The sequence below is a fragment of the Leisingera sp. M658 genome, assembly GCF_025144145.1.
Lineage (GTDB): Bacteria > Pseudomonadota > Alphaproteobacteria > Rhodobacterales > Rhodobacteraceae > Leisingera.
Genome location: NZ_CP083546.1, coordinates 945,502 through 967,219, shown reverse-complemented (window position 1 = coordinate 967,219; position 21,718 = coordinate 945,502). Strand labels below are relative to the sequence as shown.

Annotated in this window: 18 protein-coding genes; 12 read left to right on the top strand and 6 right to left on the bottom strand. The window is 63.8% G+C overall.

Annotated elements, in window-relative coordinates:
• Positions 1 to 84: 84 nt before the first annotated feature.
• Genes hisG through hisS form a run of 3 tightly spaced genes read right to left on the bottom strand, consistent with a single transcriptional unit; the run spans position 85 to position 3,358 of the window.
• Positions 85 to 783 carry an ATP phosphoribosyltransferase gene (gene hisG, locus K3724_RS04905; RefSeq protein WP_259990615.1) on the bottom strand — a complete coding sequence of 233 codons (699 nt, stop codon included), beginning with the start codon at positions 781 to 783 and terminating at the stop codon, positions 85 to 87.
• A complete protein-coding gene (locus tag K3724_RS04900; RefSeq protein ID WP_259990613.1) occupies positions 780 to 1,868 on the bottom strand; it encodes an ATP phosphoribosyltransferase regulatory subunit in 1,089 nt (362 codons plus the stop codon). The genes hisG and K3724_RS04900 overlap by 4 nt, the downstream gene beginning before the upstream one ends.
• A gap of 2 nt (positions 1,869 to 1,870) precedes the next feature.
• Positions 1,871 to 3,358 (bottom strand): histidine--tRNA ligase, encoded by a 1,488-nt coding sequence (hisS, locus tag K3724_RS04895; RefSeq protein WP_259990611.1) that lies wholly within the window; start codon positions 3,356 to 3,358, stop codon positions 1,871 to 1,873.
• 259 nt (positions 3,359 to 3,617) lie between these two features.
• On the opposite strand from hisS, the gene K3724_RS04890 reads away from it, so the two are divergent.
• Positions 3,618 to 3,812: a SlyX family protein gene (locus K3724_RS04890; protein ID WP_259990609.1), complete on the top strand. Its 195-nt coding sequence runs from the start codon at positions 3,618 to 3,620 to the stop codon at positions 3,810 to 3,812.
• A 172-nt stretch (positions 3,813 to 3,984) separates the two neighbouring features.
• Here the strand turns inward: K3724_RS04890 and K3724_RS04885 are convergent, their stop codons facing one another.
• Together K3724_RS04885 and dnaE are read right to left on the bottom strand one after the other, a co-directional pair.
• Positions 3,985 to 4,512: a hypothetical protein gene (locus K3724_RS04885; RefSeq protein WP_259990607.1), complete on the bottom strand. Its 528-nt coding sequence runs from the start codon at positions 4,510 to 4,512 to the stop codon at positions 3,985 to 3,987.
• Between the two features lie 87 nt (positions 4,513 to 4,599).
• On the bottom strand, positions 4,600 to 8,112 hold the full coding sequence (gene dnaE, locus K3724_RS04880) for a DNA polymerase III subunit alpha (RefSeq protein ID WP_259990605.1): 3,513 nt from the start codon (positions 8,110 to 8,112) through the stop codon (positions 4,600 to 4,602).
• Between the two features lie 358 nt (positions 8,113 to 8,470).
• Between dnaE and xdhA the strand changes: the two genes are divergently transcribed.
• From xdhA to K3724_RS04845, 7 genes are all read left to right on the top strand, one after another.
• Positions 8,471 to 9,895, top strand: a complete 1,425-nt coding sequence (gene xdhA, locus K3724_RS04875) for a xanthine dehydrogenase small subunit (protein ID WP_259990603.1) — start codon at positions 8,471 to 8,473, stop codon at positions 9,893 to 9,895.
• Complete coding sequence (gene xdhB, locus K3724_RS04870; RefSeq protein ID WP_259990600.1) at positions 9,892 to 12,225, top strand: xanthine dehydrogenase molybdopterin binding subunit; 2,334 nt, start codon at positions 9,892 to 9,894, stop codon at positions 12,223 to 12,225. Before xdhA ends, xdhB begins: the two co-directional genes overlap by 4 nt.
• Positions 12,215 to 13,150 carry a xanthine dehydrogenase accessory protein XdhC gene (gene xdhC, locus K3724_RS04865; RefSeq protein WP_259990598.1) on the top strand — a complete coding sequence of 312 codons (936 nt, stop codon included), beginning with the start codon at positions 12,215 to 12,217 and terminating at the stop codon, positions 13,148 to 13,150. Before xdhB ends, xdhC begins: the two co-directional genes overlap by 11 nt.
• Complete coding sequence (locus K3724_RS04860) at positions 13,147 to 14,664, top strand: ABC transporter ATP-binding protein (protein WP_259990596.1); 1,518 nt, start codon at positions 13,147 to 13,149, stop codon at positions 14,662 to 14,664. Before xdhC ends, K3724_RS04860 begins: the two co-directional genes overlap by 4 nt.
• 42 nt (positions 14,665 to 14,706) lie before the next feature.
• Positions 14,707 to 15,789, top strand: a complete 1,083-nt coding sequence (locus tag K3724_RS04855; RefSeq protein ID WP_259990594.1) for an ABC transporter permease — start codon at positions 14,707 to 14,709, stop codon at positions 15,787 to 15,789.
• Positions 15,789 to 16,709, top strand: coding sequence for an ABC transporter permease (locus K3724_RS04850; protein WP_259990592.1), 921 nt, complete (start codon positions 15,789 to 15,791; stop codon positions 16,707 to 16,709). The genes K3724_RS04855 and K3724_RS04850 overlap by 1 nt, the downstream gene beginning before the upstream one ends.
• A gap of 61 nt (positions 16,710 to 16,770) precedes the next feature.
• On the top strand, positions 16,771 to 17,844 hold the full coding sequence (locus K3724_RS04845; protein ID WP_259990590.1) for a BMP family ABC transporter substrate-binding protein: 1,074 nt from the start codon (positions 16,771 to 16,773) through the stop codon (positions 17,842 to 17,844).
• 72 nt (positions 17,845 to 17,916) lie between these two features.
• Here the strand turns inward: K3724_RS04845 and K3724_RS04840 are convergent, their stop codons facing one another.
• On the bottom strand, positions 17,917 to 18,507 hold the full coding sequence (locus K3724_RS04840; RefSeq protein WP_259990589.1) for a hypothetical protein: 591 nt from the start codon (positions 18,505 to 18,507) through the stop codon (positions 17,917 to 17,919).
• A gap of 131 nt (positions 18,508 to 18,638) precedes the next feature.
• On the opposite strand from K3724_RS04840, the gene K3724_RS04835 reads away from it, so the two are divergent.
• From K3724_RS04835 to K3724_RS04820, 4 genes are all read left to right on the top strand, one after another.
• Complete coding sequence (locus tag K3724_RS04835) at positions 18,639 to 19,577, top strand: aldo/keto reductase (RefSeq protein ID WP_259990587.1); 939 nt, start codon at positions 18,639 to 18,641, stop codon at positions 19,575 to 19,577.
• 4 nt (positions 19,578 to 19,581) lie between these two features.
• Complete coding sequence (locus K3724_RS04830; protein WP_259990585.1) at positions 19,582 to 20,652, top strand: FAD-binding oxidoreductase; 1,071 nt, start codon at positions 19,582 to 19,584, stop codon at positions 20,650 to 20,652.
• Positions 20,652 to 21,308, top strand: coding sequence for a class I SAM-dependent methyltransferase (locus K3724_RS04825; protein WP_259990583.1), 657 nt, complete (start codon positions 20,652 to 20,654; stop codon positions 21,306 to 21,308). Before K3724_RS04830 ends, K3724_RS04825 begins: the two co-directional genes overlap by 1 nt.
• A 74-nt stretch (positions 21,309 to 21,382) precedes the next feature.
• A complete protein-coding gene (locus K3724_RS04820; RefSeq protein WP_129370066.1) occupies positions 21,383 to 21,718 on the top strand; it encodes a carboxymuconolactone decarboxylase family protein in 336 nt (111 codons plus the stop codon).

Below are 21,718 nucleotides of genomic sequence, written 5' to 3'. Positions count from 1 at the left end.
GAGGATCTCCCGTCCCCATTGCAGGCATCAAAGATGCCCGAATGGCGTTGGGCTCAGCCCGCGCTTACGCGCGGGCGGTCCCGTCTATCGCTGGTGTTCCAGCAGATCCAGCAGCGTGTTCAGCGCCGCCTTCTCATCCAGCCCGTATTTCGCCACCCGGCTGCGCCACAGCGTCGCCTGGGACTTCAGCACCAGCCCGTCCGCCAGCAGCTTCAGATGATTGGCCCGCAGCGTCTCGCCGGTCGAGGTAATGTCGGCCACCATCTCGGCGGTCTCGTTTTTTACCGTGCCCTCAGTCGCGCCCTGGCTGTCCACCAGCTGGTAATCCGCCACCCCGGCATCGGTCAGGAATTCCCGCACCAGCCGGTGGTATTTGGTGGCAATCCGCAACCGGTGCCCATGCTCGGTGCGAAAGGCAGACGCCACCGCATCCAGATCATCCAGCGTGTCCACATCAATCCAGAACTGCGGCACCGCCAGGATCAGGTCGGCATGGCCAAAGCCCAGTTCGGCCAGGCTCTCTAGCTGCTGCTCGAACCGCGGCAGCTTCTCCTGCACCAGATCGGTGCCGGTGACGCCCAGGTGGATCCGCCCCGCCGCCAGCTCGCGCGGGATTTCCCCCGCCGACAGCAGCACCAGCTCCATGTTCGCAACACCCTCGACCGCGCCGGCATATTCCCGGTCGGACCCGGTACGCGCCAATGTCACGCCGCGTTTGGCGAACCAGTCGAATGTCTTCTCCATCAGCCGCCCCTTGGACGGCACCCCCAGCTTCAAACTCATGCGCGCACCTCCTCAAGCTGCAGCATCAGGTCCGGGCGCAGCACACCGCCGACCGCCGGGATTTCCTCGCCCCCGCCCAGGCGCCGGGTCAGCGCATCATAGCGCCCGCCGCTGGCGATCGGCGGCAAATCAGGCCGCGCCTCGGCATAAAAGCCGAACACAAACCCGTCGTAATACTCCATCGAGGTGCGCCCGTAAGAGGCCTCGAAATCGAGGGCTTCCACATCCACTCCGCGCGCCTTCATCGCCGCGGTGCGTTCATCCAGGCGGTCCAGCGCCAGATTGATCTGCGGCAGGTCCACCGCGATGTCGCGCATCTGCTCTACCGCGTAGGGTACCGTTTCGCGTACCGCCATCAGCGCTTCCAGCGCCAGCAGCTCATTCTCGGCAATCGGCGGCGCCTTGGCATCTTCGCGCAGCGCTTCAACCCGCGCCTGCACCTCTGCCGCGCGGCGTTTGCCAAGCTCCACCGCCGACCCGGTCAGATCACCCTCGGTCTCCAGCAGCTTCTTGCGGTTCTCCGGGACCGATGCCCGGCCCGCGAACCGGTCCAGCAACGCCCGGAACCGGCGCGGCCGCCAGATATGGCGCATCAGCGCCGCCTTGCGCTTTTCCGTGGTTTTCAGCCCTTGCACGGCGGCCATCAGAATGCCGATATCGCCGGTTGCCGCCCGCAAAGGCAGCCCGCGCACCTGCAGCGCAAACAGCGCAAACACCTCCGCATCCGCTGCCGCCGCATCGTTGCGCTCAAACACCTCATAGCCGACTTGCAGGTATTCGTTGGGCCGGTCAGGGTCGACCTCCTGCCGCCGGAACACCTCGCCTGAATAGGTGTAGCGCGCAGGCTCCGCCCCGTGGCGCATATGCGCCTCCACCACCGGCACAGTGAAATCCGGGCGCAGCATCTGCTCGCCGTGCAGCGCATCTGACGTCACATAGGCGCGCGCCCGGATGTCCTCGCCGTAAAGATCCAGCAACGTGCCGGCCGGCTGCAGCAGCGGCGTGTCCACCACCTGCGCGCCTGCGGCCTCAAAGCGGACCCGCAGCATCGCAGCGCGGGCCTGAATTTGCGATTGAGCCGCCATGATCAGTCCTGCCCGTCCAGAATTTCCCGCACCTTGGCGGCCAGTTCCGTGCGCGGCACTTCAAACTGGCTCGGACGTTCTTTCCACTCTTCCAGGGTCGCGCTCTCGGCGATCTTGGCACCCAGGATCAGGTCCTTGATCTGCACCACGCCATTTGCTTTTTCATCACCGCCTTCGATCACGGCCACAGGCGAATTCCGCTTATCCGCATATTTCAACTGGTTGCCGAAATTCTTGGGATTGCCCAGGTAAACCTCGGCCCGGATGCCCGCGTTGCGCAGCTCAGCAACCATGGCCTGGTAATCTGCCATCCGGGCGCGGTCCATGACGGTGACGACAACGGGGCCGGCAGCCTCCGCCGAAAGCCGCCCCTTGGCATGCAGCGCCGCCAGCAGCCGGTCAACGCCTATGGACACACCCACTGCAGGCACTTCCTGGCCCGTAAAGCGCTTGACCAGCCCGTCATAGCGCCCGCCGCCCGCAACCGATCCGAACTGCCGTTTGCGGCCCTTTTCGTCGAGGATATCAAAGGTCAGCTCCGCCTCAAACACCGGCCCGGTGTAATAGCCAAGCCCCCGCACAACCGAAGGATCAATCTCGATCCGGTCCTTGCCATAGCCGCCCGCAGCCAGCAGCTCGCCGATCTGCTCCAGCTCGGCAATGCCCTCCTGGCCCACCGCACTGTCACCCACGGCAGCACGCAGGTTGGCAATGGTGCCCGCCGCCTCCGCCGCCTTGGAGGTCAGAAACGCCAGCACCGGCGCGGCCTGATCATCAGACAGGCCAACGCCGTCGATGAAGGCACCCGAAGCATCCAGCCGCCCCTTGGTCAGCAGCTCGCGCACGCCCGCCTCACCCACCTTGTCGAACTTGTCGATAGTGCGAAGAACGTTGTCACGTACAGCAGGGTCGTCACCGATCCCCATCACTTCCAGCACGCCGTTCAGAACCTTGCGGTTGTTGACCCGGACCAGATAGTCGCCGCGGGGAATGCCGACGGTCTCCAGCGTGTCCGACAGCATCGCGCAGATCTCGGCATCGGCGGCCATCGAGGCGGTGCCCACGGTGTCCGCGTCACACTGGTAAAACTGGCGGAAGCGGCCCGGTCCCGGCTTTTCATTGCGCCAGACCGGCCCCATCGCATAGCGGCGGTACGGTGTCGGCAGATCATTGCGGTGCTGGGCATAGACCCGCGCCAAGGGCGCCGTCAGGTCATAGCGCAGCGCCATCCAGTCGCCGTTTCCATCGTCCTCGGTCTCCTGCCAGGCAAACACACCCTCGTTGGGGCGGTCCACATCGGGCAAGAACTTGCCCAGCGCCTCAACGGTTTCCACCGCCGCGGACTCCAGCGCCTCAAACCCGTAATGATGATACACACCCGCAATGGCCCGCAGCATCTCGCTGCGCTGGGTCACCTCCGCACCGAAATAGTCACGGAACCCCTTGGGCGTTTGTGCCTTGGGGCGGGGCTGTTTCTTCACTTTGGCCATGTTCGGCCTCCTCACGGGTAGCGGTTTCACTTGCCCGGCGGTCTAGCGGATGCCAGCCGCAACAGCAAGAAGGAGCCGGGCACACACAGGGACGCAGGAACCCAACGGCCATAGCGCCGCGCCGCCTTCTTCTGACGGAAAATATCCCCGCCGGAGGCCCGCGGGTTTTCCGCCAGAAAACCCGCGTCAGCAACAGCCGCCCCATGGACCCAGGCAGGCAATGGCCCTATGACAGGCCAGCCGCGCACAGGAGAGCCCCATGCAGCATCTGGAAGAGCAAATCGCCCATCTGACCCGCAGCGTGGAGGAGATGAGCGACGTGATCGCCCGGCAGCAGCAGGAGATCGACACCCTGACCCGCCGCGTCGCCATGCTGATGCAGCGCGAGGCCACCCGCGAGCAGGACGGCACCGGCGGCGCGGTCTTCGGCGACGAACGCCCGCCGCATTACTGAGCAAAATCCAGTCATGACGGGCCTGCGGCAGCCCGTGGGCTGGCGCCTCAACAGGTATTCGGGGCAGTTTATCCCGGCCAAACCGGTACGACTTCTCCGGCGGAGCACCCAGCCTTGCCATTGCGGCAGCCCGCCCGAACGGGCTGCCGCAGGCCCGGGGCGCTCCGCGCCGTTACTCCGGGCCCAAGACTTCTAATACCTTATTAGAAAACTCCAACCGGCTAACCGTTGCACACGATCCCCTGCGGTCTGAATGTGCTTTCCAAGCAAACGAGCCGCTACTTTCGTCGAGCAAGAGAGAAGGATGATAATTGCGTTTACTCGGAGAGGCTTTCCACGCCTTTTCAGGCTGCAGTTTGGCCAATGCGGTTCGAACTGGATTCAATTCGTCACGTAAATTTCTAACTCTGCAACGCAGACAATCTTTTCGAATGCAGTACACGCTTTTGCCCGCGCCCAGACAACTCGGGAAATCGCAGGTCTCCCTCAATATCTCGTACATGGAAAACAGCCACATCTTCGACAGGCTTATTTGAATAAACATGACCCCGCCGCCGAGATGCTCTCCAAACTTCTCCAACGCTGCTATCTGATCGCTCTCCAACTGCCTCAAAATAAGATCGACGTTTGCATCAAGATGTTCGAATGCGTGCCCCTGATTATCCCCTCGAACAGAAGCAAGTGAACGTCCTACGCGCACTCAACTTTCATATTCTCCTGAATATGTTTGGCGAGCACGTTCAACCAGTCCCTGTATTTGAAGCGCGGTAGAAAATCCCTGCACCCCTCAAATCTCCTCCACATCCAGCACCCCGTCCAGCGACTTCAGCGCCCCTTTGATCTGTGGATTGATCGGGAACACCTGGCCCAGATCCATCTCCACATCGCCGGGCAGGCCCGGATCCTGCAGGTACATGTAGACTTCCCCGCGCGCGGCATTGCGGGCCGCCGCCTTGGCGTCCTCCAGCACCTGCGCCACGGTGCCCACCGCAGCCGCATCGCTCAGGTAGACCCGCAGGGAACTGCGGCCGGCATCGGCGATCGCCGAATCCACCGGACCAACCGAGCGCACCAGAAGCTTCAGCTGATCGCTCTCCATCGTCGCCTCGGCGGTGATCACCACCTTGGCGCCGGTCTCCAGGAACTCGCGGGATTTCTCCAGCACTTCGGAAAACAGCGTCACCTCAAAGGCACCGGAGGGGTCCGACAGCTGGGCAAAGGCAAAGCGGTTGCCGCGGGCAGACTTCCTCTCCTGCCGTCCGGCCACCACGCCCGCCATCTTGGCCATGAACGGGCCGCGCTCGGCCTTCGCCGTCACTTCGTCCAGCGTCATGACATCCTTGCGCTTCAGCGCCGGCATGTAGTCGTCCAGCGGATGGCCCGACAGGTAGAACCCGATCGCCTTAAATTCCTCGCTCAGCCGCTCAGCCGGCAGCCAGTCCGGTACGCTCGGCAGGCGTGGTTCGGGCAGGTCCTCGCCCGCCTCGCCGAACAGCGACACCTGGCTGGAATTGCGCTGGTCATGCACCGCGGCGGAATAATCCACCAACGGGCCGAGGCTTTCAAACACCCGGCGGCGGTTCGGGTCGAGCTGGTCAAACGCCCCTGCCCGCGCCAGCATCTCCAAGGGCCGCTTGCCGACGCGCTTTAAATTCACCCGGCGGGCAAAATCGAACAGGTTCACAAAAACCCGGTCATACCCGCTCTCATTGCGCGCGTCGGTGACCAATCGCATCACCTCGACACCGACGTTTTTCAGCGCGCCCAGCGCATAGACCAACTCGCCCTTGACCACATTAAACGTCGCCATCGACCGGTTCACACAGGGCGGCACGTATTTCAGCCCCAGCCCTTTCTTCACCTCTTCAAAGTAGATCGCCAGCTTGTCGGTCAGATGGATATCGCAGTTCATGACGCCGCCCATGAACTCTACCGGGTGGTTCGCCTTCAGCCAGCCGGTCTGATAGCTGACCACCGCATATGCCGCCGCGTGGGATTTGTTGAAGCCGTAGTTGGCGAATTTCTCCAGCAGGTCGAAGACTTCCGAGGCCTTCTTGGCAGGCACGCCATTCTCCGCCGCGCCCTTTTCAAACTTCGGGCGTTCGGCGTCCATCGCCTCCTTAATCTTTTTGCCCATTGCCCGGCGCAACAGGTCGGCGCCGCCCAGGCTGTAGCCGGCCATCACCTGGGCAATCTGCATCACCTGCTCCTGGTAGACGATGATGCCTTGGGTTTCCTCCAGGATATGGTCGATCAGCGGATGCACCGACTGGATCTTCTTCAGCCCGTTCTTCACCTCACAATAGGTCGGGATGTTCTCCATCGGGCCGGGCCGGTACAGCGCCACCAGCGCCACGATGTCCTCGATACAGGTCGGCTTCATGCGCTTCAGCGCATCCATCATGCCGGTGGATTCCACCTGGAACACTGCCACCGTCTTGGCCCGGGAATAAAGGTCATAGGTGACCTTGTCGTCCAACGGAATGGCGTTGATTTCATTCACCGCGCCCTCGGGCGGCTCGTACAATTGCGTGCCGTCCTCGCCGGTATGCAGATCGCGGCCCGACTGCTTGATCAGGTCCACTGCGTTCTGAATGACGGTCAAGGTTTTCAGGCCAAGGAAGTCGAACTTCACCAGCCCGGCCTGCTCCACCCATTTCATGTTGAATTGGGTGGCCGGCATGTCGGATCGCGGATCCTGATAGAGCGGCACCAGCGCGTCCAGCGGCCGGTCGCCGATCACCACACCGGCGGCATGGGTCGAGGCATTGCGCAACAGCCCCTCGACTTGCTGGCCATAGGTCAAGAGCCGGTCCACCACCGGCTCATTGCGTGCCTCTTCCTTCAGCCGCGGCTCATCCACCAGCGCCTTTTCAATCGAGACGGGTTTGACCCCCTCCACCGGGATCATCTTGGACAGCCGGTCCACCTGGCCATAGGGCATCTGCAGGACCCGGCCGATGTCGCGCACCGCCGCCTTGGACAAAAGCGCTCCGAAGGTGATGATCTGCCCCACCTTGTCGCGGCCGTATTTCTGCTGCACATAGCGGATCACCTCTTCGCGGCGGTCCATGCAAAAGTCGATGTCGAAGTCGGGCATCGACACCCGTTCCGGGTTCAAGAACCGTTCAAACAGCAGCGAATAGCGCAGCGGGTCAAGGTCGGTGATGGTCAGTGCATAGGCCACCAAAGATCCCGCGCCCGAGCCCCGCCCCGGCCCCACTGGAATGCCCTGATCCTTGCCCCATTGAATGAAGTCCGCAACGATCAGGAAATAGCCGGGGAATCCCATGCCCTCAATGATGCCCAGCTCAAAATCCAGCCGTGCCTGGTATTCTTCCAAACTCACCGCGTGCGGGATCACCGCCAGACGTTTCTGCAGGCCCTCATTGGCGATGCGGCGCAGTTCTGAGACCTCATCATCGGCGAATTTGGGCAGGATCGGATCCCGCAAATAGGCCTTGAACGCGCAGCGCTTGGCGATCTCCACCGTGTTTTCAACCGCTTCGGGCAGGTCGGCAAACAGCGCCACCATTTCTTCCTGGCTTTTGAAGTAATGCTGCGCGGTCAGCCGGCGGCGCGGCTCGGACTGGTCGACATAGGCACCCTCGGCGATGCAGATCATCGCATCATGGGCCTCGTACATTTCGGTGTTCGGGAAATAGACGTCATTGGTCGCGACCAGCGGCAGCTCCATCGCATAGGCCATCTCCACATGGCCGCGCTCGGTCTGCTTTTCCGCCTCCGGCTGGCCGTGCTCGCCGGGGTGGCGCTGCAGTTCCACATACAGCCGGTCTGGAAAAATCCGCTTCAGCTGCTGCATCAGCGCCTCTGCCGCCGGCCGCTGTCCCTGCTGCAGCAACAGCCCCACCGGCCCGTCCGGCCCGCCGCTAAGACAGATCAGCCCGGCGCTGTTGGCCTCCAGATCGTCCAAAGTGACCTGCGGCAGCTGCCCGCCATTGTTCACATACAGACAGGACGACAGCCGCATCAGGCCCTCATACCCTTCTTCGCTCTGCGCCAGCAGCACCAGGGGCGCGGGCAGCTTGGGCTTGCCGCCCGGCTCCGCCTGCTGAAAGGTCAGATCAACCTGGCAGCCAAGGATCGGCTGGATGCCTGCACCGGACAGCGTCACCGAAAATTCCAGCGCCGAGAACATGGCATTGGTATCGGTCACAGCAATCGCAGGCATGCCGTGTTTCTTGCACAGGTCCGGCAGTTTTTTCAGCCGCAGCGCGCCTTCCAGCAGGGAATACTCGGTATGGCTGCGCAGGTGAATGAATCGGGGAGAGCTTGTCATGCCGCCACGCTATCTTATTGCCGCAGCACGGTGAAAGGGTGAAGTGCCGGTCCGCCTCCCGGAATAGCGAAAGGATTACCCGCCATTTTCAGGATTAATTTGAAGCTGTTTCGCCCCGCAAAGAGAGACCCGCCCCAAACATACAGCTAAAAGGCATAAAAAATAACAGCATAACCGCTGCATCCGCAATTTTCTTGCGCCGCGGAATACTGCAGCGCAGCAGCGGTTTTCCTTGCTTTGCCAAGGGCCTGCTCCCTAGGCTGGTATCCGCAAGCAATACACAGCCCGCCTCTCCTTCTACGCCGCATCGAAGGGAGGCACACCGGGTCAACAGGGTAACGCGGCGGATCCCGGGAAGATGGCACTCGCCTTTCGTCTGAATGGTGAAGACGTTCTGATCGAACACGCAGACGCCTCAGTCACGCTGTTGGACTGGCTGCGCGACGCTAAGGGTCTCACCGGCACCAAAGAAGGCTGCAATGAGGGCGATTGCGGCGCCTGCACCGTGATGGTCACCGATTCACGCGGATCGAAGGCGCTGAATGCCTGCATTCTGTTCCTGCCCCAGCTCAACGGCAAATCTGTCCGCACTGTCGAAGGTGCCGCAGGCCCGGACGGCAGCCTGCATCCGGTGCAGCAGGCCATGATCGATCATCACGGCAGCCAATGCGGCTTCTGCACCCCCGGCTTCATCATGTCGATGGTGACCGCCCACACCAACGGTGCGACGGATTATGACGACCAGCTGGCCGGCAACCTTTGCCGCTGCACCGGCTACGCCCCGATCATCCGCGCCGCCAAGGCCGCCAGCGGCGCCCCGGTCCCGGACTGGATCGCGGATGAAACCTCTTTCACTTTTTCCGAAATACTCCGGGGGGAGGCCGCAGGCCGGGAGGCAGCGCCCCCCTCCGCCCCCCCTGCGGCAACGCCCCCGCTGCTGCCCGCCTCCGCAGACGAACTAGCCGAACTCTACAGCGCCAACCCGGATGCAACCCTTGTGGCCGGCGCCACCGACGTCGGCCTCTGGGTCACCAAGCAGCTGCGCCATCTGCCGCAGATGATCTTCCTGGACGGCTGCACAGACCTGAAGGACATTGAGGTCACGGACACCTCCGTCCGCATTGGCGCTATGGCAGACATGAACGCCCTGCGTACCGCAATAGAACCGCTGCACCCGTCATTCGCCGAAATGCTCCGCCGCTTCGCCTCCCAGCAGGTGCGCGCCGCCGCGACAGTTGGCGGCAATATCGCCAACGGCTCCCCCATTGGCGACACCCCGCCCGCACTGATCGCGCTCGGTGCCACCCTGCACTTGCGCAATGGGGATGACCGCCGCGATTTGCCGCTGGAGGATTTCTTCCTCGGCTACGGCAAACAGGACCGCCAGCCCGGCGAATTTGTCGAGGCCGTCAGCTTTCCCCGCCAGCCCGGCGCGCTGAAGGTCTACAAGCTGTCGAAACGTTTTGATCAGGACATCTCCGCCGTGCTGGGTGCTTTCAACGTGACAGTCGGGAACGGCCGGATCACCACGGCCCGCATCGCTTTCGGCGGCATGGCAGGTATCCCCAAGCGCGCCGCGAACGTCGAGGCCGCGCTCACAGGCCAGCCCTGGGATGAAGCCACGATCCAGGCCGCCGCCGCGGCCTTTGATCAGGACTTCACCCCGATGAGCGACATGCGTGCCTCAGCCGATTACCGGCTGGAAACCGCGCGCAGCATGCTTTGCCGCTATTTCGCAGAGATGAACGGCGCGGCAGTTTCGGTGCTGGAGGTGAAACCATGAGCATTTCAAAACCCCTCCCCCATGACGCCGCCGAACTGCATGTGACCGGCGCCGCCCGCTATGTGGATGACATACCCTCGCCCGCTGGCACGCTGCATCTGGCCTTTGGCCTCTCCCCCATCGCCCGCGGCCATATCACCGGCATGCACCTGCACGACGCGCAGCACAGCCCCGGTGTCGTGGCGGTGCTGACCGCCAGGGGGCTGCCGTTTTCCAACGACGTCTCCCCTTCGATCCATGACGAGCCGCTGCTGGCTTCGGGCACGGTCAACTACGTCGGCCAGCCGGTGTTCCTGGTGGTTGCCAACAGCCATCGCAACGCCCGCATCGCCGCCCGCAAGGGCCGGGTGGACTATGCCGAGGAGCCCGCCCTGCTGACACTGGACGCGGCCCTTGCCGCTGACAGCCGGTTCGAGGAAGGCCCGCGCATCTATGCCAAGGGCGACGCCGCTGCCGCCATCGCTGCCGCTCCGCGCATGATTGAGGGCACATTCGACCTCGGCGGACAGGAGCATTTCTACCTCGAAGGCCAGGCGGCAATGGCCTGGCCGCAGGAGGATGGCGGCATGCATGTCTTCTCCTCGACCCAGCACCCGGCCGAGATCCAGCACAAAGTGGCGGACGCCATCGGCCTGCCAATGCATAGTGTCAGGGTCGAAACCCGCCGCATGGGCGGCGGCTTTGGCGGCAAGGAAAGCCAGGGCAATGCTTTGGCCGTCGCTTGTGCCGTTGCGGCGCGGCTGACCGGCAAGCCCTGCAAGATGCGCTATGACCGTGACGACGACATGGTGATCACCGGCAAGCGCCACGCCTTCCGCATCTCCTACCGCGCTGGATTTGATGAGGACGGCCTTCTGCAAGGGGTCGAGTTCCTGCATCTGGCAGATTGCGGCTGGGCGCAGGACTTGTCGCTGCCGGTCGCCGACCGCGCGATGCTGCACGCGGATAACGCCTATCTGATCCCCGATATCCGGATCGAGAGCCACCGCCTGCGCACCAACCGGCAAAGCGCCACCGCCTACCGCGGTTTTGGCGGACCGCAGGGCATGGTCGGGATCGAGCGGGTGATGGACCATATCGCCCATGACCTCGGGATGGACCCGGCGGAGCTGCGGCGGAGGAATTATTACGCGGCACCGGCGGAGGGGGGCTCTGCCCCCCCGCCCCCCCGGGATATTTCCAGCAAGAGGAAAGACAACACCACGCCTTATGGCATGGAAGTCACAGATTTTGAGCTGCATGGGATGACGGCGGATTTGCTGCGCTCCTCGGATTATGCGGCGCGCAAAGCAGCCATTGCGAAGTGGAACAAGGGCCAGGCGCATCTGAAGCGCGGCATTGCCTTTTCGCCGGTGAAGTTCGGGATTTCCTTTACGCTGACGCATCTCAATCAAGCCGGCGCGCTGGTGCATGTCTATCAGGACGGCTCGGTGCATCTGAACCACGGCGGCACCGAGATGGGCCAGGGGCTGTTTCAGAAGGTGGCACAGGTTGCCGCCAGCCGCTTTGGCATCCCGCTGGAGAAGGTCAAGATCACCGCAACCGACACCGCCAAAGTGCCCAATACCTCCGCCACCGCGGCCTCGTCGGGGTCCGACCTTAATGGCATGGCGGTGAAGGCGGCCTGCGACATCCTTCGAGACCGCATGGCCGAGTATCTGGCGTTGCAACATCAGGCCCGCCCCGGCGATGTGGTGTTTGAAGGTGGCATGGTGCGCATTGGCCAGGACAAAATGTCCTTCGATCAGGCCGCCATGACCTGCTACCAGGGCCGCGTCAGCCTGTCAGCCACCGGCTTTTACAAGACACCCAAGGTGGAATGGGACCGGATCAAGGGCCAGGGCCGCCCGTTTTACTATTTCGCCTATGGCGCCGCTGTGACCGAGGTTGTTGTGGACGCCCTCACCGGTGAGAACCGTATCCTGCGTGCAGACATTCTGCACGATGCCGGCGCGTCGCTGAACCCAGGCATCGACATCGGCCAGATCGAGGGCGGCTATGTGCAGGGCGCCGGCTGGCTGACCACCGAAGAACTGGTCTGGGACGGTGCCGGGCGGCTCAGGACTCATGCGCCCTCGACCTACAAGATCCCTGCCTGCTCGGACCGGCCCGATGTGTTCAACGTTGCACTTTACGACGGGCAGAACCGCGAGGACACCATCTACCGCTCCAAGGCGGTGGGGGAGCCGCCTTTTATGCTGGGCATCTCCGCCTGGCTGGCGCTCAGCGATGCGGTTTCCGCCTTTGGCGACAGCTACCCGGCGCTGAACGCGCCGGCGACGGCAGAGAAAGTCTGGCGCGCAATCCGGAGGGTGCGCGATGGGGTTTGATGTTGCAGCCCTCCGCAAGGCGGTTTCCGAACATGGCCGCGTCACTCGCGTGGTGATCGCTGCCATCCGCGGCTCCTCCCCGCGCGAGACGGGCACCGCCATGCTGGTGTGGAAGGATGGCCAAAGCGGCACCATCGGCGGTGGCGCCTTGGAGTTTGAGGCCGCCGAAGCCGCACGCCTGCAAGCCGAGTCCAAGACGTTCAGCACCCATGCATTGGGGCCGGACCTGGGCCAATGCTGCGGCGGCGCCGTCACCCTGCTGAGCGAGGTCTATGAGACCGCGGATCTGGCCGCGCTGGATCAGGAGATCATCGCCCGCTCCGCCAGCCCGGCGCCGATGCCGATGGCGGTGAAACGCATCCTCGCTGCCGCCCGCAGCCAGGGCCTGCCCCCTTCGCCGCAGCTGGTGGACGGCTGGATGATCGAACCGCTGCATCAGCCGCAACTGCCGGTCTGGATCTGGGGCGCGGGCCATGTCGGCCGGGCGCTGGTGAACGTTCTGGCGCCGCTGCCGGACCTGCAGATCACCTGGGCCGATACCGCCGCCGAGCGGTTCCCGGCTAAGATCCCCGACGGCGTCACCGCGGTTCCGGCAGCTGACGTTGCGCTTCTGGTGCCGCATGCGCCTGAAAACGCTGCGCATTTGGTGCTAACCTATTCCCACGCGCTGGATCTGGCGCTATGCCACGCTTTGCTGGGCCACGGCTTTGCCTTCGCCGGGCTGATCGGCTCCAAAACCAAATGGGCGCGGTTCCGGTCGCGTCTTGCCGCCCTGGGCCACAGCCCGGACCGGATTTCACGGATCACCTGCCCGATCGGCGATCCGCAACTTGGAAAACATCCGCAGATGATTGCGGTCGGCGTCGCGGCCCAGCTGCTGCGGCTGAGTGCAAAAGAAGAACTGAGAAAGGACCGGCGCGCGTGAGTGTACCACTGTTAAGCCTGCAAGGCCTGACCAAGGCCTACCCCGGGGTTGTGGCCAATGACTCCGTCTCCTTTGACATCGGCGAGGGCGAAGTACATGCCCTTCTTGGTGAAAACGGCGCCGGGAAATCGACGCTGGTCAAGATGATCTATGGCCTTGTGAAGCCCGACAGCGGCCAGATGCTGCTGCGCGGGGAGCCTTTCGCCCCGGCTGAACCGCGTGCGGCACGCGCTGACGGCATCGCCATGGTGTTCCAGCACTTCTCGCTGTTCGACGCGCTGAACGTGGCCGAGAATATCGCGCTGGGGATGGAAAACCCGCCGGAATTGCGCGACCTCGCCGCCCGCATCCGCGAAGTGTCGGAGACCTATGGGTTGCCGCTGGATCCCTTCCGCACTGTTGGAGATTTGTCCGCCGGCGAACGTCAGCGGGTGGAGATCATCCGTTGCCTGCTGCAGGACCCGAAACTGCTGATCATGGACGAGCCGACCTCGGTGCTGACCCCGCAGGAGGTGGAGATCCTGTTCAAGACCCTGCAGAAGCTGCAGTCCGAGGGCACCTCGATCCTCTATATTTCGCACAAGCTGGAGGAAATCCGCACGCTCTGCGATCACGCCACCATTCTGCGGCTGGGCAAGAACGTCGGCGAATGCACACCGGCTGAAACCTCGGCCCGCGACATGGCGGAGATGATGGTCGGCAGCACCCTGCAGACCCCGGAACGCGGCAGCCGCGAATTCGGCGGTGTGGCGATGGATATCTCCGGCCTGTCGGTGCCGGCGCCTTCGGCCTTTGGCACCGCGCTGAAGAACGTGCATTTGACGGTGAAGAAGGGCGAGATCCTTGGCATCGGCGGCGTGGCAGGCAACGGGCAGGACGAACTGCTGGGTGTGCTCTCCGGCGAGGTCCTGACCGATGCGGATGCGGTGAAACTGCATGGGCAACCCATCGGCCGCCTTGGCCCCGCCGCGCGGCGCAAGCTGGGCGTTCTGGCAGCACCCGAAGAACGCCTTGGCCACGCCGCCGCCCCGGATATGAGCCTGACGGAGAATGCCATGCTCACCGGATCGGTGCGCGAGGGGCTGGAAAAAAACGGGTTTCTGGATTGGGGGGCGACCAAGGATTTTGCCGAGCGGATCATCAAGGCTTTTGACGTCCGCACGCCTGGTCCCGGCAATGCGGCGCGCTCGCTGTCCGGCGGCAATCTGCAGAAGTTTGTGATCGGACGCGAGGTTCTGCAGGACCCGGATGTGCTGGTAGTGAACCAGCCGACCTGGGGCGTTGATGCCGCAGCTGCCGCAGCCATCCGCCAGTCGCTGCTGGATCTGGCCGCCAAGGGGGCGGCGGTGATCTGCATCAGCCAGGATCTGGACGAGCTGATGGAAATCTCCGACAGCTTTGCCGCATTGAACGAAGGCCGCCTGAGCGCCCCGCGTGAGGCCGCGGGTCTGACGGTGGACGAAATCGGTCTGATGATGGGCGGCGCCCACGGCATGGAGGTGGCGCATGTTTGACCTCCGCAAAAGAAATATAACGATGAAACAGGGAGCCGCTACATGATCCGGCTTGAGAAACGGCCGCAGCCGTCGCGCGCCTGGTCGATGGCAACGCCGCTGGTGGCGGTGCTGGCGACGATGCTGTTTGGCGGACTGTTATTTGCAGCCCTTGGCAAACCGCCGGTTGAGGCGATCCGCACCATTTTCTGGGAGCCGCTGTTTGGCGAGTTCTCTTTCTACTACCGCCCCCAGCTGCTGGTCAAAGGTGCGCCGCTGGTGCTGATTGCCATCGGCCTGTCGCTGGGTTTCAGGGCCGGCATCTGGAATATCGGTGCCGAAGGGCAGTACATCATGGGCGCCATATTCGGTGCCGGGGCCGGGCTGGCGTTTTATCCTTCCGAATCCTTCCTCATTTTCCCCTTTATGGTGATCGCCGGTGCCTTTGGCGGCTGGATCTGGGCGATGATCCCGGCCATTCTGAAAACCCGGTTCGGCACCAATGAAATCCTGGTCTCGCTGATGCTGGTCTATGTGGCCGAGCAGTTCCTGGCATCCGTCTCGCTGGGGCTGCTGAAGAACCCGGAGGGTTTCGGCTTCCCCGGATCACGCAACCTGCAATCCTGGGACAGCGCCCATAATGCTGAGCTGATTGCCGGATCTGGGATGCACTGGGGCGTGGTGGCGGCGCTGATTGCGGTGATCTTTGCCTATGTGCTGCTGAACCGCCACATGACTGGCTACCACATCCGCCTCACTGGCGAGGCGCCGCGCGCGGCCAAATTTGCCGGCGTGAACCCCACCCGGCTGGTGCTGTTCTGCCTTGGCACCTCTGGCGCTTTGGCCGGGCTGGCCGGCATGTTCGAGGTCTCCGGCCCGTCCGGCCAGGTCAGCATCGACTTTAACGTGGGCTATGGCTTTACCGCCATTATCGTCGCCTTCCTGGGCCGCCTGCATCCCGTGGGCATCCTGCTGGCCGGCGGGCTGATGGCGCTGACATACATCGGCGGCGACATCGCGCAGTCGAACCTGCAGCTGCCCGCCGCGGCCATTCAGGTGTTCCAGGGGATGCTGCTGTTCTTCCTGCTGGCCTTCGACCTGTTGACCAATTTCCGTATCGCACTCAGCAAGCCGGAGGTGGCATAATGGATCTTTCTGCAATCAACCCGGTCCTGCTCATCGCTTCGCTGATGGTGGCGGCAACTCCGCTGCTGCTGGCCGCCATAGGCGAGCTGGTGGTCGAGAAATCCGGAGTGTTGAACCTCGGCGTCGAGGGGATGATGATCATCGGCGCCATCGCAGGCTTTGCCGTGGCGGTGGAGAGCGGCTCGCCCTTGCTGGGCTTTGTCGCTGCCGCCATTGCAGGTGCAGCGCTGTCGATCCTGTTTGCCATCCTCACCCAGTTTGCCCAGGCAAATCAGGTGGCCTCGGGCCTGTCTTTGACCCTGTTCGGGCTGGGGCTTTCGGCGCTGTTGGGGCAGTCTTATGTCGGTGTGAAACCGCCGCAGATGGGCGATATCCATATCCCGGTGCTCAGCGATCTGCCCGTGGTCGGCCCGATCCTGTTCGGCCATGACATCATCCTTTACTTCGGTATCGTGCTGACCGCCGCGGTCTGGTGGGTGCTGAAGTATTCCCGCATCGGGCTGGTGCTGCGCGCAGTGGGCGAGAACCACGACGCCGCCCATGCGCTGGGATACAAGGTGCTGAAAATCCGCCTGATGGCAATCATGTTCGGCGGCGCCTGCGCCGGTCTTGGCGGTGCCTACATCAGCCTCATTCGCGTGCCGCAATGGACCGAAGGCATGACCGCCGGCATCGGCTGGATTGCGCTGGCGCTGGTGGTCTTTGCCAGCTGGAAACCCTGGCGCGCTTTGCTGGGTGCCTACCTGTTCGGCGGGGTCACCGTGGTGCAGCTCAATCTGCAGGCGGCAGGCGTTGCCATTCCGGTCGAGTATCTGGCAATGTCGCCCTATCTGATTACGATCATTGTGCTTGTTATCCTTTCGGCGGACAAAAGCAGCGCACCCGCCTCGCTTGGCCGCAACTTCCATGCCTCCCGTTAAGGGGGGCTTTTCACTGCCCCGGCACCCCGGGGCCAAAAAGATCCAAACTGGGGAGAAATTGATGAAACTGACCAAACTTCTGACCAGCGCCGCGATGGCGCTTGGCCTGGCCGCCGGTGCGGCGATGGCCGACACCACCAAAGTGGGTTTTGTCTATGTCGGCCCCGTCGGCGACGGCGGCTGGACCTATGAGCACGACCAGGGCCGCAAAGCGGTTGAGGCTGAATTCGGCGACAAGGTCGAAACTGTGTACGTGGAAAACGTCGCCGAAGGCCCGGATGCCGAGCGGGTTATGACCCAGATGGCGCTGGAGGGCGCCGACCTGATCTTCACCACCTCCTTCGGCTACATGGACCCGACCATCAACGTCGCCAAGAAGTTCCCGAACGTGAAGTTCGAGCACGCCACCGGCTATAAACGCGCCGACAACGTCTCGACCTATTCCGCCCGCTTTTACGAGGGCCGTGCAGTACAGGGCACCATCGCGGGCCACATGACTGAAAGCAACGTGGTCGGCTACATCGGCTCATATCCGATCCCGGAAGTGGTGCGGGGCATCAACTCCGCCTATATCCACGCCAAGAAGGTGAACCCCGACGTCCAGTTCAAGATCGTCTGGGCCTTCACCTGGTTCGACCCGGCGAAAGAGGCAGATGCCGCCAAGGTGCTGATCGAACAGGGTGCCGACGTGATCCTGCAGCACACCGACTCCACCGCGCCGCAGGCCGCCGCACAGGCCGCAGGCAATGTGATCACCTTCGGCCAGGCCTCCGACATGGCGGAATACGGTCCCAAGCCGCGGGTGTCTTCAATTATCGACGACTGGGCGCCCTACTACATCGCCCGCACCAAGGCGGTGATCGACGGCAACTGGGAGTCGGTTGACACCTGGGACGGCATCGGCGCCGGCATGGTTGGCATCGGCGAGATTTCCGACGCGGTACCGGCGGATGTGAAAGCCGCCGCGCTGGCAATCAAGGAGTCCATTGCAAACGGCTCCTACCACCCGTTCACCGGCCCGATCAAAAAGCAGGACGGCTCGGACTGGCTGGCTGAGGGCGAGACCGCAGACGACGGCACCCTGGCTGGCATGAACTTCTATGTCGAAGGCTTGGAAGGCGACATCCCGCAGTAAGCTGCGCGTCACTCAGAAATGGAAAGGCCCGCCAGTTGGCGGGCCTTTTTCATTCGGTGTCCCCGGCCCCGGTCAGGAACAGCGCACCGGCGCCGCCAGCCGACGCACCTGTCCGCCATCCCGTTCAGCCAGCGGCGCGCCGGTCACTGCGCAGCCTGAAATCTGCGCGACATAGGCTGTCAGCTCCTGCAGCGCGGCACTGCCGCCGGTCTGCAGCCCGGCATTGGGCATGCTGATGGCAAACAGCACTGCAAAGCTGCTGCCATCCACGGTGACGATCCGGAACCGGGTCTGTGCATCCCCCAGACGGGTCTTTGCCGCATAGGGCGACTTGCGTTCAAACGCCTTGTAGGCAATCGCAGCCCCGGCGGCTTCGGGGGCCGTCAGCCGTGCGCCGCCAGCCTGGAAGCCCGCCGAATGGGCCACCAGCCATGGGGCGCCGGTGCGGGTCTTGTGCAGGCCCGGGCGCATCGCTGCATGGGGGGCCATCTCAGCCTCGGCTGCTGCACGGTAATCTGTGCCGCTTGCCCCGGTCCGCACCCTGATCTGCCCTCCCGCCTGCGCACCGGAACCTGCCCGTGTTGCCGACCAGTAATCGGGCTTCTCCGGTCCCGCACAGGCTGCCAGAAGCGCCGCCGCCCCGATCATCAGAAACTGTTTCACGTTTACTCTCCGTAGCTTTGCCGCGCCTATCCTGACAAGAAAACCGGGCCGCATTATGGCATCCAGGCCTGGGCTGCACGAAGGCTGCAATCCGTCTTTCCCTGCCGCGCCCCCTATGCCAAGCTCCGCGCATGACGCAGAATCTGACTTCCACCGATGGCACCCCCGCGAGCCGCTTTGCCTTTGGCTGCATGCAATTCGGCGGCCGCGCCGATGAGGCGCAATCGGCCCGGATGTACGCCGCCTGCCGCACCGCTGGCATCAGCCACTTTGACACCGCCTGGATCTATACGGGTGGCCGCTCGGAGGAGATCCTGGGCCGCCTGATCCGGGAGGAGCGCGAGCAGCTGCTGATCGCCACCAAGGCCGGCTATACCGGCGGTGCCGGCGCCGCGAACATCCGCACTCAGTTTGACGAAAGCCGCCGCCGGCTGGGGCTGGACATGGTCGATGTGCTCTACCTGCATCGGTTTGATCCGCATACCGGCCTGCGCGAAACCATGGACTGTTTTGCGGCCCTCAAAGACGAAGGGCTGATCCGATATGCGGCGCTGTCGAACTTTGCTGCATGGCAAGTGATGAAGGCGCAGATGGCGGGCCTTGCCTCCGGCACCGCCGTGGACATCCTGCAGCCGATGTATTCGCTGGTGAAGCGCCAGGCTGAAGTGGAAATCCTGCCGATGTGCGCTGATCAGGGCATAACCGCCGCCCCCTATTCCCCGCTGGGCGGCGGGCTGCTGACCGGCAAATACGCCGCCGGCGGCAGCGGCCGCATCACCGAGGACAAAGGCTACCGCACCCGCTACGGGCTGGCCTTCATGCATGAAGCCGCCCAAGCCCTGACCGCTCTGGCAGCGGATCATGGAACCGATCCCGCCACTCTGGCCGTTGCCTGGGCCGCAGCGCATCCCAGCCGCCCTGTGCCGATCATCTCCGCCCGCACTGTCCAGCAGCTGCAACCCTCGCTGGCGGCGTTGGATTTCGCTATGGACCCGGACCTTTACCAAGCAATTGAAGCACTCAGCCCCCGGCCCGCACCCGCGACCGACCGGCTGGAAGAACAGGATTAGACCCATGCAGGATTTCATCGTCATCGGCGGCGGCATGGCCGGCACCAGCGCCGCCGCCCGGCTTGCAGACCTTGGCAGCGTTACCCTGCTGGAGATGGAGGATGCGCTTGGCTACCATTCCTCGGGCCGCTCCGCTGCTTTGTTCGAGGAAAACTACGGCCACGGCCCCACCATCGACCTGAACCGCGCCAGCGCCGCCTATTTGCGCGACGGCGGCTACCTGTCGCCGCGCGGGCTGATGCTGGTGGGGACCAAGGACGATGCCGAGGGCTTTGCCCGCGACGTGGATGAGCTGCAGATGGCTACGCTGGAGCTGGACGAGGCCCGCGCCATGATTCCTATCCTGAACCCCGATACCGTCGGCTTTGCCGCCGTCAGCGGCGCGGCCGAGGATATCGACACCGACCGGATGCTGCAGGATTTCGCCAAAACCTTGCGCGCCGCCGGCGGGCAGATCGTGACCAAGACGCCGGTTACCGCCATCACCCGCTCTGCGTCAGGCTGGGAGGTCACTGCGGGCGGCCAGACCTATCAGGCCCGCAAGCTGGTCAACGCGGCGGGCGCCTGGGCGGATCAGGTTGCGGCACTGGCGGGTGTGAAAACCATCGGCCTGCAGCCCAAACGCCGCTCGATGGCGCGGCTGCCTGCGCCGGGCGGGCATGACGTCAGCGGCTGGCCGATGATGATCGGTGTCGGTGAAACCTGGTACGCCAAACCCGACGCGGGCAAGCTGTTGGTCTCCCCCGCCGATACCGACCCGGTGGACCCGCATGACGCCTATGCCGACGACATGGTGCTGGCCGAGGGACTGGCGCGCTACGAGGAAATGGTGACCGAGCCGGTGACGCGGGTCGAAAGCAACTTTGCCGGGCTGCGCAGTTTTGTGGCCGACGGCACCCTGGTGCTGGGCCCGGACCCGGAGCAGCCGGATTTCATCTGGTGTGCGGCCCAGGGCGGCTATGGCATCATGACCGCCCCCTCCGCCTCGCAGCTGATTGCCGATCTGACGGCAGGCCGCACGCCGGTACTGGATGCGTCCGCCGTCGCGGCCCTGTCGCCTGCAAGGCTGCGCTGATGCCGGTGCGCTCTGTTCCCGGATCAGCCTCGGTGGCGGCACCAGAGGATGGCAAGCTGTTCGCCCCTGCCGCCGCCCGCAACAGCGATGTGCTGTGCGATCTGCTGGCCAGAGTTGCCCCGGCACAGGGCCGCGCACTGGAACTGGCCAGCGGCACCGGCCAGCATATTGCGGCCTATGCCGCCCGCCTGCCCGGCCTGATGTGGCAGCCCAGCGAAGCGGAGGCGGCCCGGCTTACCAGTATCCGGGCCTATGCCGATGAAGCGGGCCTGGCGAACATCGCCCCGCCCGTGCCGCTGGATGCAACCGCCCTAGGCTGGGGTGCAAAGCACCCCGGCCAGACCCTGATTGTACTGGTGAACCTGCTGCATCTGATCAGCGAAGATGAAGCGAAAACCCTCATCTCTGAGGCCGCCGCCGCCCTCGCCCCCGGCGGACGCTTTGTGATCTACGGACCCTTCCTGCGCGGCGGCGGGCTGACCAGCGAAGGCGACCGGACCTTTCACGCCAGCCTCACCGCCCACGACCCGCAGATCGGCTACAAGGACGATTTCGACACTATCGGCTGGCTGCACAGCAACGGGTTGGAGCTGCTGCATGCGGTCGAGATGCCCGCCAACAACCTTGCGCTGATTGCGGAAAAACCACGCCTCTGATCTGAATCAATGCTGCCCGCCCCTGCGGCCCATACACCTTCGTAAATTGGAATGTATCACTGGGGGACAGGCAGATGGACTGGCACGGCAAACTGAATGAGACCCGCAAGGGTCTGCGCAATCTGAACGGCGCCATCCCCGAAGCCGCGCAGGCCTTCGGCGCCCTTGGCAAGGCTGTGAAACAGGGCGGCGTGCTGGAGTTCAAGCAAAAGGAATTTGTGGCCCTTGGCATAGCGGTGGCCCTGCGCTGCGAGGATTGCATCGGTTTGCATGTGGAGGCGCTGGTCAAGTCGGGGGCAAGCCGGGCGGAAGTCGGCGACGTGCTGGCGATGTCGATCCAGATGGGCGGCGGACCGGCAATGATGTATGCGGCCAAGGCGATGGACTGTTTCGATCAGCTGACCCGCTGA